General features: G+C 70.3%; 10 protein-coding genes. 4 read left to right on the top strand and 6 right to left on the bottom strand.

Annotation, left to right across the window (positions count from 1 at the left end; translation table 11 throughout):
- From VFX99_RS14985 to ligD, 4 genes are all read left to right on the top strand, one after another.
- The coding region (locus VFX99_RS14985) for a Bax inhibitor-1/YccA family membrane protein (RefSeq protein WP_329667095.1) at positions 1–247 on the top strand (247 nt) is incomplete at its 5' end.
- 127 nt (positions 248–374) lie between these two features.
- The gene (locus VFX99_RS14980; protein ID WP_329667094.1) at positions 375–2444 is read left to right on the top strand and encodes an alpha/beta hydrolase; all 2070 of its coding nucleotides are present in this window, start codon (positions 375–377) and stop codon (positions 2442–2444) included.
- Between the two features lie 62 nt (positions 2445–2506).
- On the top strand, positions 2507–2848 hold the full coding sequence (locus VFX99_RS14975; protein WP_329667093.1) for a helix-turn-helix transcriptional regulator: 342 nt from the start codon (positions 2507–2509) through the stop codon (positions 2846–2848).
- A gap of 90 nt (positions 2849–2938) precedes the next feature.
- Positions 2939–4195: a non-homologous end-joining DNA ligase gene (gene ligD / locus VFX99_RS14970; protein ID WP_329667092.1), complete on the top strand. Its 1257-nt coding sequence runs from the start codon at positions 2939–2941 to the stop codon at positions 4193–4195.
- Here ligD and VFX99_RS14965 read toward each other — a convergent pair.
- The 6 genes from VFX99_RS14965 to guaA form a co-directional block, all read right to left on the bottom strand.
- Positions 4135–5610, bottom strand: coding sequence for a carotenoid oxygenase family protein (locus VFX99_RS14965; RefSeq protein WP_329667091.1), 1476 nt, complete (start codon positions 5608–5610; stop codon positions 4135–4137). The genes ligD and VFX99_RS14965 overlap by 61 nt on opposite strands.
- Positions 5607–7160, bottom strand: a complete 1554-nt coding sequence (gene crtI / locus VFX99_RS14960) for a phytoene desaturase family protein (protein WP_329667090.1) — start codon at positions 7158–7160, stop codon at positions 5607–5609. The genes VFX99_RS14965 and crtI overlap by 4 nt, the downstream gene beginning before the upstream one ends.
- A 70-nt stretch (positions 7161–7230) precedes the next feature.
- Positions 7231–7824, bottom strand: coding sequence for a ClpP family protease (locus VFX99_RS14955; protein WP_329667089.1), 594 nt, complete (start codon positions 7822–7824; stop codon positions 7231–7233).
- Positions 7821–8450, bottom strand: a complete 630-nt coding sequence (locus tag VFX99_RS14950) for an ATP-dependent Clp protease proteolytic subunit (protein ID WP_329667088.1) — start codon at positions 8448–8450, stop codon at positions 7821–7823. The genes VFX99_RS14955 and VFX99_RS14950 overlap by 4 nt, the downstream gene beginning before the upstream one ends.
- Positions 8451–8633: 183 nt before the next feature.
- On the bottom strand, positions 8634–10049 hold the full coding sequence (locus VFX99_RS14945; protein WP_329667087.1) for a glycosyltransferase: 1416 nt from the start codon (positions 10047–10049) through the stop codon (positions 8634–8636).
- Between the two features lie 23 nt (positions 10050–10072).
- Positions 10073–10982, bottom strand: a 910-nt coding sequence (guaA, locus tag VFX99_RS14940; protein ID WP_329667086.1) for a glutamine-hydrolyzing GMP synthase, incomplete at its 5' end; no start/stop codon positions are given.

Raw genomic sequence — 10982 nt, 5'->3', positions numbered from 1 at the left:
CGCGTTCGGCCTGGCCAGCCAGCCGAGCTTCCTCTTCGGCATTCCGTGGGGCGTCCTCATCGGCGTCTTCGTCGTGATCATGGCGGCATACTCTCTGGTTTTGGACTTCGACCTGATCCAGCAGGGCGTGCGGAACGGCGCCCCTCGCCAGTTCGGCTGGATGGGCGGCTTCGGCATCATGGTCACCGTCGTCTGGCTCTACGTCGAGATCCTGCGCATCCTCGCGATCGCGCGCGGCTCGAACTAAGTCGCACACCGCACGAAGGGCCGTCCGCAAGGGCGGCCCTTCGTCTTGTCGCGGCAGGTTGTCACGACGAGCACCTGCCCGCTCGGCGCTGGCGGCGCTGCCGCCGGATCGCCGCTATCGTGACGCTATGGTCCGGCCTCGCACGCATGTCTCCACCAGGCGTCTGTGGCACCGGCATCCGATCGTCCGACTGGCGACCGTCGCCGTCGCGGCGGCCGCGGCACTCGCAGCGATGCTGCCCGCATCGGCAGCGGTGGCAACGAACGCCCCGCGAGTTGCGGCGATCGCTTCGGTAGCCGATGACATCGAAGAGACGGACTGCCCGGTCGATGTTCCCGCCGCGCACGCGGAGCGCGTGACGTGCGGCGTGCTGATCGTCCCGGAGCGACGCACCGAGGGCAGCGACCCTGCGCGGACCCTCGAGCTGCCGCTGGCGGTCATCTCGAGTCGTACGTCCGATCCCGCAAGCGATCCGCTGGTCTTCCCGACGACGGGCGGACCGGGGGGCGGCACGCTGAGCGCGCTGTGGTACTTCCTCGACTACGCGGACTGGGCGGGTGACCGTGACATCATCCTGATCGAGCAGCGCGGCGATCTTCTCGCGGAGCCCTCGCTCGACTGCCCTGAGCTGGACACGGAGCACTTCATCGTCGACGGTGTGCTGGTCTCGGGTGAGGAGGCCGCCGCTCTGCGCCTCGAGCGACTGCAGATGTGCCGCGACCGTCTCGTCGAGGAGGGCGTCGACCCCGCGGCGTATACCAGCACCGAGAGCGCGGCCGACCTCGCCGACCTGCGCACCGTCCTCGGATACGACGAGTGGAATCTGTACGGGGTCTCATACGGTGCGCGGCTGGCGCTGACGACGATGCGCGACCACCCCGACGGGTTGCGGTCGGTGATCCTCGACGGGGTTTATCCGCCCCACGTCAATCGGCACGAGGGGGCACCGGCCGGCTTTCTGGACGCGGTGAACAAGCTGCTGGCGGACTGCGCCGCACACGCCGACTGCAGCGAGGTGTATCCCGACATCGAGGAGGATCTGGCGGCGGTTCTGGACCGCGCTGCGGAAGAGCCGCTGTCGGTCACCGTGAAACACCCGGAGGATCGAAATCCTGTTCGGCTGGACCTGCGCGACACCGAGCTGACACAGGGACTCTTCGACGCCTTCTACGACCCGGAGGTGATCCGCGCGCTGCCGTTCCTCATCGACCGGCTCGCGGGCGGGGATGCCGGAGCGGCCGCGCCGCTGGCGCAGCGGAGCCTGGACACCGCTGACCTCCGCGCGGAGGGCCTGGAACAGTCGATCGAGTGCGCCGAGGAGGTCCCCTTCAACAGCGACGAGCTGGTCGCCGCCGCGACCGCCGCGGATCCACTGCTCGAACACCTTTCGCTGTTCGACGGCGTCCGGGAGGGGTGCGCGCTCTGGGCCGTCCCGCCCTTATCCGCTCTCGAGAACGAGGCGGTGGTCAGCGGCATCCCCACCTTGCTGACGAGCGGCGGCTACGACCCGATCACGCCTGCCGTGTGGGCCGAGTCCGCCGCCGTCACGCTCTCGTCGCACTACCTTTACACCTTCCCCGCGATGGGCCACGGTTCGGTCTGGGCCAACTGGATCGACGACTGCCCGGCGTCCATCGCGCAGCAGTTCCTGCGCGATCCGGCCGTCGAGCCGGACGCGTCGTGCATCTCCGATGCGCCGCCGGACTTCCTCACCTCGAAGGACATCCACGCCACCTCGGCGATCTACCGGTTCGATGCCGACGTCGTCCGCGATCGGGACCCCCTCACCATCGCGATCGCGGGGGTCTCGCTCCTCATCTTCCTCGCGACGCTGATCTACGCCGCCGCTTACGGCCTCGCGTGGCTGCGGACTCGCCGCGGCGAAGCTCCCGGCGGAGCGGTGCTCGCCGCTGCGGCGTCCTCCGGGTTGAACCTCGTCTACGCGGGCGGCCTCGCCCTCGTGATGCTGAACACCGATCCGCTGATCCTCGCGTTCGGCCTTCCGGCCGGGGTGTGGCCGCTGCTGCTCGTTCCGTTCGCCGCGATCTGCGCCGCGATCCTGCTGATCGTCCTGGTCATCCGCGCGTGGATCCGGGACGAGGGCACCCTGTTCCACCGCGTCGCGCTGTCGGTGTCGGCAGCGGCATCCGTCGTCTTCGCTGTGTGGCTGGTCGTCCGCGGACTCCTCCTGCTCTGAGGTTCGTTCTGCTCTGAGCGGAACGGCTCGAACGCGGCTTCCGCTCGACCTATCGTGAGCGCATGGCCGAGATCATCCCGATGCCGACGAAGCGACCGACGCGCGCGCCGCGAGCGCTCGAGCCGCTCTGGCGCGATGCCCTCGGCGAGCAGCTGCGCCGCGTCCGGCACGAGCGCGGCGAGCGCCTGGCCGACACGGCCGACCGCGCCGGAGTGTCGCCGCAGTACCTGTCCGAGATCGAGCGCGGGCTGAAGGAGCCGTCGAGCGAGATGATCGCCGCCGTCGCGGGGGCGCTCGAGGTCACCCTCATCGACCTGACCGCGGCCGTCGTCGACGAGCTGCGGGCGCGCACCGCCGACCGGTCCGCGGTCGGCTGTCAGACCGGGCTCGCGCTCGTCGCCTGACGGGTCGCCTGCGGGCGGGCTCGACGGCGCGAGCGCCAAGCTGTCGGCGACCCTGGCCGCGGCATCCGTCACCGCGCTAGCGTGGCGAGGGTGAGTCCCGCGAAGAGCACCGGTGAGATCCTCGAGATCGACGGCCACGAGGTGCGCGTCTCGAATCCCGACAAGATCGTCTTCCCGCAGCCGGGCCTGACGAAGCTCGACGTCGTGCGGTACTACCTCGCGGTCGCGCCCGGCGCGCTGCGCGGAGCCGGCGGTCGCCCGATGGTGCTCAAACGCTTCGTGAAGGGCATCGACGAGGAGGCGTTCTTCCAGAAGCGCGTCCCCGAGAACCACCCCGACTTCGTCGACACCGCGACACTGCACTACGCACGAGGGACGTCGGCTGAAGAGGCGGTGATCCGGGATGCGGCCGGCCTCGCGTGGATCGTCAACCTCGGGTGCCTCGACCTGAACCCGCACCCCGTGCGCGCGGAGGACCTCGATCACCCCGACGAGCTGCGCGTCGACCTGGACCCGATGCCGGGCGTGGACTGGTCGCAGATCGTCGACGTCGCGATGGTCGCGCGCGAGGTGCTGGACGACTACGGGCTCGTCGGGTGGCCCAAGACCTCGGGGTCGCGCGGGCTGCACATCCTCGTGCGCATCGCCCCCCAGTGGGATTTCACGCAGGTGCGGCTGGCCGCCGAGACGCTGGCCCGCGAGGTGGAGAACCGGGCGCCGGGGCTCGCGACGGCACGATGGTGGAAGGAGGAGCGCGGCGAGAGCGTGTTCGTCGACTTCAACCAGAATGCCAAGGACCGTACCGTCGCATCGGCCTATTCGATCCGCCCGCTCCCCGATGCGCGCGTGTCGACTCCGCTCGACTGGGACGAGGTGCGGGTGCGCCGGCCTGAGGAGTTCACCGTCGCGACGATGCTCGAGCGCTTCGCGGAGATCGGCGACCCGCACGAGGGGATCGACGATGCCGTCGGAACCCTCGACGGGCTGCTCGGCCTCGCGAAGGAGCTCGGCCCGGCCGAGAAGCCGCCCCGCGGCTCGGACGGGTCGGGCCGGCGCGCCTCGACGATGCCCCTGATCGAGGTCGCGCGCACCAAGACCAAGCCCGAGGCTCTGGAAGCTCTCGCGCAGTGGAAGGCCGCACACGCGGATGTGGTCGAGTTGCTGCGCCCGGCCGACACGCTCATCGACGGCATGCGCGGCGCGAGTTCGCTCTGGTATCGGGTGCGGATCAACCTTCAGCACGTTCCCGAGGGCTCCCGCCCTGCGCAGGAGGAGTTGATCGCCGACTACGACCCGTGGGCGGGCAAGACCTGGCCGGGCCGGTCGGAAGCGAGCAGATCGTCGTAGAACTGGCCGTGATAACCCATCAGCACCGGGTGCGGAAGCTCGGCGCGGGCGATCTCGGCGAAGGTTGCGGCATCCAGCACCAGCAGGAATGACGTGCCGCGCACGGCGTCGAGCACGACCGACAGGAGGACGCCGTCGTCCTCGGCCACGCGTTCGGGCCGACCGACGAACACGCCCTCGCCCGGGTAGCATTCCGCTTCGTGCCAGACGACGGTGGTCCGGGTCTCGATGTCGATCTTGACGAGCTGATCGTAGAAACCGCGATCGCTCCGCACGCTGATGCCGTACACGTAGCGCAGATGCGGACTGGTGTTGAGACGGCTGTAGTCGATGCTCGGGAGTTCGATTCCCGTCGGGGAGATCTCCTCAGCGTGCAGCCGCCCGTGCGGTCCGCTCAGCGGTACCCGCAGCCGGCGGAGGGTGCCGGGCGGGATCTGCACATCGGGTTCGGAGAGCCGGTGCAGATAGAAGGACTCGATGACCGACGCGTCGTCGTAGGCGACCAGGTCCACGACGACCGAGCCGTCCTCGTCGTCGTACGCGTTGACGTGGTGGAACGCGAAGAACGGATCGGCGGTCACCGAGCGCACGTGCGCGCCGCTGGCTCGATCGAAGACGTGGATGCGGGTTCCCCGGCCGGGCTTCCAGCGGAAGTTCTCGATGTACGGGCGCAGCCAGAGCAGGAGGGAGATCGGGTTGACCACGAGCGGGAACTCGACGATCACCAGATGCCGCTCCGACATCCCGAACGAGTGGATGTAGGACGGCTCGCGGACGGCGCGCGACGCGAACGTGTCGCCATGCAGCAAGCCGGCTTCGGTGGTGTCGACGCGACGGAATACGTAGTTGCTCACGGCGCCGTACCGGGTGACGAGGTTGATCGCCTCGTGCCGTTCCTCGTCGAGGTGCGGGTGGACCGTCGTCATCCGCCCGAAGTCGGACGTGTCCCACCCGGTGACGCCCACCGTGCGGAGGGTCTCGGGATCGAACTCGACCTGGATCGGCGTCTCGGCCAGCGCGAGGTAGTGGTCGGCGACGCGCGCGATGTTCACCTTCGCGCTGTCGGTGGCCTGCGGCTCGAACACCGCCATCGCACGGGCGAACATCGACCGGCACGGATCGGTGGCGAACTCGGGATAGGCGATCCGGCCCTCCTCGCGTGCGATGCGGTACGACTCGGTCTCGAGGAAGCGATTGGCGTAGGAGACCCGACCGCCGCGGATCGTGAAGCGGTGCAGCATCGCCAGGCCGTCGAACCAATGCCGGTACCGGCGCTCGCCGACCTGGAAGGTGCCGGGGCCGTTGCGGATCAGCGAGCCGGTGAGCCACTCGGGCAGAGTGCCGCGGACAGGCACGTCGTCCAGGGCGACTTCGGGACTCTCCCCGAATCCGTGCAGTGCGAATCCAGTGCTCATCCCGTGCCCGCCGTCAAGCGGATGCCGCCGTCGCCGATGCGACCGCGCCGGACCGAACCCCGGCGCGCGATGAGGTCGGCGGCGATCTTCCCCGACGCCAGCACCGCGGGTACGCCGGCGCCCGGATGCGTGCCGGCGCCGACGAGATACAGGTCGGCCACCCGTCCGGACCGGTTGTGCGGTCGGAACCATCCCGATTGGAACAGCGTCGGCTGCAGCGAGAACGCCGCGCCGTGCGGGGTGTTCAGCACATCGCGGAAATGCTCGGGGCCGATCGCGTGCTCGACGACCAAGTGCGACGACAATCCCGGGAGGTATCGCTCGTCCAGCACCTCGACCACCAGATCGCGCACTCGGCGCGCGGAGGCCGCCGAGACCGCCTCGTTCTGTTCGATCGGCGGAGCTGCGACGAGAACATACATCGCCTCGCACCCCTGGGGTGCGACGGTCGGGTCCGTCTTGGTGGGCAGATGGACATAGAGGAAGAGGTCATCGGCAGTCAGCGGCCCGCCGGTGGCGCGTCCGCGCCGCGAGCGCGCGAACACGCGGCTCAGCACGCGGCGGGAATCTCCCGCGAGCAGGAGGTTGTGATGGGCGAGCGGCGTGTCCGGCCACGTGCGGTCCGCGCCGAAGTACAGCACGTGCAGCGACATGCTCGGCCGCGCTGCACGCAGGCGCCGCCCCGTCAGACCGCGATCCGGTCCGAGCAGCCGATCGTAGGTGTGCCCAGGGTCGGCGTTGGACACGACGACGTCAGCCTCACGCCGGGAGCCGTCCGCCAGCAGCACGCCGACCGCGCGGCCGGATTCGACCAGGATCCGATCGACGGCGACGCCGCATTCGATACGCCCCCCGAGCCGCTGCAGCAGCGCTCCGAGAGCATCGACGAGGGCCGCCGTCCCACCGATCGCGTAGTGCACGCCCCAGCGGCGTTCGAACTCGACGATGAGCGCGTACAGCGCCGGGGTGCGGGAGGGGTGGCCGCCGATGAGCAGGGGATGGAAGGCGAGAGCGCGCCGCAGGAACGGGTCGCGGATGCATCCGTCCACCAGCCTCTGCACTCCGAGGGCGGCACGGTGCCGCAGAAGGAAGGGCAGCATCCGCATCATGACGTGCAGCTGCATCATCGGGCGCTCGGTGTACGGGTAGAAGGCGTCGAAGATCCGGCTCACGCGGCCGCGCAGGCGGGCGTACCCCTGCTCATCCGACGGGCTGCGCTGGGCGACCTCTGCCTGCATGCGCGCGGCATCGGCGTGGAAGTCGAGGTGCGTGCCGTCCGAGCCGAACGCGCGGTAGAAAGGGTCGAGGGGCACGAGCTGCACGTGGTCCTCGAGCCGCTCGTCGGCGAGGGCGAACAGCTCCTCGAACATGAACGGCGCGGTGAGCACGGTCGGACCGCCGTCGAAGCGGAAGCCGTCGAGCTCATAGAGGTACGCCCTGCCGCCGATGCGTTCGCGCTTCTCGAGCACCGTCACCTCATGGCCGGCGGCCGCCAGCCGGATCGCCGCGGCGAGGCCGCCGAAGCCGCTCCCGATGACCAGCGCCCGCATGAGGTCACCATATCCGACCCTCGAGAGGCCGGGGCGGGATCGGCTGAAGAGGCGGAGCAGCCCTCTTCGATCATGCTCCCCGGGCGTCCAGCACGCGGTCGACCAGCCCGTAGGCGACCGCCTCCGCTGCGGTGAACACCCGGTCGCGGTCGGTGTCGGCGCGCAGCTTCGCGGCATCCTGTCCCGTGTGCCGCGCGAGCACCTGCTCGACCTCGCCGCGCACCCGCACGAGCTCGTCGGCCTGCAGGATCAGGTCGGGGATCGCCCCGCGCCCCTGCCCGGTCGGCTGGTGCAGCACGACCCGCGCGTGCGGCAGCACCGCACGCTTGCCGGCCGCACCCGCAGCGAGCATGACCGCGCCGACGCCGATCGCCTGTCCGACGCACGTCGTCGCGATGTCGGGGCGCACGTGCTGCATCGTGTCGTAGATCGCGAGCATCGCGCTCGGGTCGCCGCCCTCCGCGTTGATGTACAGCTGGATGTCGCGATCAGGGTTGTCGGCGTCGAGGTGCAACAGCTGCGCGATCAGCGCGTTGGCGACACCCGCGTCGATGCCCGTGCCGAGGTACACCACCCGTTCGGTGAGCAGGTGCGAGTACACGTCCATGATGCGATCGCCCCGCGGATGCTGCGACACCACGGTCGGGATCGTGTACCCGCTCACGCCGCCACCTCCGCCGCGCCCGGCCCGAGCCCGGCCGGACGTCGGCGTCGCGGCACCACCTGACCGAAGTCGGTGACGATGCCGTCGATGAAGCCGTAGTCCTGTGCCTGCGCGGCCGTGTACCAGCGGTCGTGGAGCGAGTCCTCGAAGATGCGCTCGACCGGCTGGCCGGTGTCGTCGGCGATCAAGCCGAGGACGGTGTCGCGCATGTGCCGCAGATCATCAGCCTGCACCTCGACCTCGACCGTCGAGCCGCCGATGCCCGCGGATCCCTGGTGCATCAGGATCCGTGCGTGCGGCAGTGCCCGGCGCTTGCCCCTCGTGCCCGCCGAGAGCAGGAACTGACCCGCACTGCACGCGAGCCCGAGTGCGAGCGTCGCGACGTCATTGGGGATCAGCCGCATCACGTCGCGAATTGCGAGCATCGACGGCACCGAACCGCCCGGCGAGTGGATCCACAGGGCGATGTCGGATACCTCATCCTCGGCGGCCAGGGCGAGCAGCTGGGTCGCGATCATCGTGCCGTTGTCGTCGTCGAGCGGGCCGTCGAGCACGAGCACGCGCTGGTGGAACAGCTCGCGGCGCGCCTCGGCGCCGAACTGAGGGACCTTCGCTTCGTCTGCCATGACCTCAGCGTGCGCGAATGCGCGAATGCGCGCACTCCGTTCCGCCTCGGGCGGATCCGCCGTCAGCGGGCCGGCGTGCCGCCGGGCGGCCTCGCGGCCCGTCGATGCGCCCGCGGCCCGCCATTCCCGACGGGCCGCGAGGTCCAGCACGGGCCGCGAGCCCACCCGGAGCGGCCGCGCGACTCAGCCGGGAGCGCGCCTCGACGGCTGAGCGAGCACGTCCTCGACCGCCAGCGCCAGCGCGGCCATCGCGTGGTCGGGGTGCACCGCTCGAGCGGCGGCGACCGCCTCAGCGGTCAGCCTCGCCCGCAGCTCGATATCCGAGAGCACGCTGGTCAGCGCAGCGGCCAGGGCGTCGAGGTCGGCATCGGGCACCAGCATCCCGCCGCCCTGTGCCAGCAGGTCGCCCGGGCCGTAGTTCACGTCGTAGGCCACGACCGGACAGCCGTGCACCAGAGCCTCCGCGATCGACAGCCCCTGACCCTCGAACGCGGACGTGGAGAGGAACACGGATGCCTCATCGAGCTCGTGTCCGGGATCGTCGGTCAGGCCGCGCAGCACAGCGTGCGTCCCGAGACCGAGCTCGTCGATGAGCTGCTGCAGGTGGTCGCGCTCGGGTCCGTCGCCGAACACGTCGAGCGTCGCATCGGGGACGGACTCGACCACCCTCGCCAGCGCCCGGATGGCGTGGTCGATGCGCTTGCCGTGAGCCAGCCGGTTGAGCATGACGATCCGGCTGCGAACACGGTCGGCGAGGGGTGTGACGGATGCCGCGGGCGGCACCGCATTCGGGACCACCACGTGCACGGGCGAGGCGCCGAAACGCTCTTCGACGTCGTCGCGCTGCGCGGCGGTCGGCCACAGCACGGCGTCGAAGCGCTCGGCGAGCGTGAACCAGCGCGACCAGAGCGGGTTCAACGGCGCGTCCGGGGTGAACGGCGGCTCCAGGTGGATCGTGTGGATCGCATGCACGAGCCGCAGGGCGGGATCGTCCCATCCGGCCAGCAGCTCGCCCAGCTGACGGGACTCGCAGACGACAACCACCGGCCGGTCGGGATCCCCCGCGCGCAGTCCGGCGACGACGTGCTCCAGCCATGCCCGGTACAACTCGCCGAAGCCGTCGATCACGCCGGCCACGTCGCCCCGTCGGTCGTAGACCGAGATGGCCGCGCTCGTGATGTGCCAGTCGGGGTCGGATTGCAGAACCGGGAGCGCGACGACGGGCCGCGCAGCGGCATCCGCAATCGGTCGGTACACCAGCGCCGGATCCGGCTCGCCGGGATGCGCGGCATCGCGCAGCCACGCCGCTGATCCGCCGCGCGGGTCAGCGGCCTCGTCGAACAGGTTGCGCATCCGCGAGGGGTCGACGACAAGGTCGCGCCCCGCGAAGGCGGCGCGGTGCTGCGCATGCTCCGCCGGAGTGCCGGGGTCGAGCGTCAGCAGGAGCGGGCCGAGGCCGTCGTGCACGCCGCTGGCGGCCATCTGCCGCGCACGCGCGAGGGTGGCCAGCGCGTAGCCGCCGTCGCGGTCGGGGATGAGGCGACTGGAGAGGATCAGGTACTCGGCATCCGGAAATCCGGTCGCAGGAAGCGCGGTCACGCTCCCATCCTGCCCCTACCTGCTCATTCCCACTCGATGGTGCCTGGCGGCTTCGACGTCACATCGAGCACCACCCGGTTCACCTCGCGGACCTCGTTCGTGATGCGGTTGGAGATGCGGGCGAGAACGTCGTACGGGAGCCGCGTCCAGTCGGCGGTCATCGCGTCCTCGGATGAGACCGGACGCAGCACGATCGGGTGTCCGTAGGTGCGGCCGTCACCCTGCACGCCGACCGATCGGACGTCGGCCAGCAGCACGACCGGGCACTGCCAGATCTCGCCATCCAGGCCGGCGCGCGTCAGCTCCTCCCGGGCGATCGCATCGGCGTCACGCAGAATCTCGAGGCGGTCAGCGGTGACCTCACCGACGATCCGGATGCCGAGGCCGGGGCCCGGAAACGGCTGTCGGCCGACGATCACCTCGGGAAGCCCCAGTTCGCGGCCGATGGCGCGGACCTCGTCCTTGAACAGCGTGCGCAGCGGCTCGACCAGCTCGAACTGCAGGTCTTCGGGAAGGCCGCCGACGTTGTGGTGCGACTTGATGTTCGCCGTGCCGGTGCCGCCGCCGGATTCGACCACGTCGGGGTACAGCGTGCCCTGCACGAGGAAACGGATCGGCTCGCCGTCCGCGGCAGCCTCCTCGACGAGAGCCTTCTCTGCGCCCTCGAATGAACGGATGAACTCACGGCCGATGATCTTGCGCTTCTGCTCGGGGTCGCTCACTCCGGCGAGCGCGGAGAGGAACTGCTCCCGCGCGTCGATCGTGACCAGCCGCACGCCCGTGGAGGCGACGTAGTCCTGCTCGACCTGCTCGCGTTCGTCTTTGCGCAGCAGACCGTGGTCGACGAAGATGCACACCAGCTGGTCGCCGACCGCCTCGTGGACGAGCGCCGCCGCGACCGCCGAGTCGACTCCCCCGGAGAGCCCGCAGATC

The sequence above is a fragment of the Microbacterium sp. genome, from assembly GCF_036277215.1.
GTDB lineage: Bacteria > Actinomycetota > Actinomycetes > Actinomycetales > Microbacteriaceae > Microbacterium.
This window is presented reverse-complemented; position numbering and strand designations above follow the sequence as displayed.

Excerpts from the sequence above, each read along its gene's own strand:
- VFX99_RS14980 (WP_329667094.1), top strand. The coding sequence starts at position 375 with ATGGTCCGGCCTCGCACGCATGTCTCCACCAGGCGTCTGTGGCACCGG.
- VFX99_RS14975 (WP_329667093.1), top strand. The coding sequence starts at position 2,507 with ATGGCCGAGATCATCCCGATGCCGACGAAGCGACCGACGCGCGCGCCG.
- VFX99_RS14965 (WP_329667091.1), bottom strand. The coding sequence starts at position 5,610 with ATGAGCACTGGATTCGCACTGCACGGATTCGGGGAGAGTCCCGAAGTC.
- crtI (WP_329667090.1), bottom strand. The coding sequence starts at position 7,160 with ATGCGGGCGCTGGTCATCGGGAGCGGCTTCGGCGGCCTCGCCGCGGCG.
- VFX99_RS14950 (WP_329667088.1), bottom strand. The coding sequence starts at position 8,450 with ATGGCAGACGAAGCGAAGGTCCCTCAGTTCGGCGCCGAGGCGCGCCGC.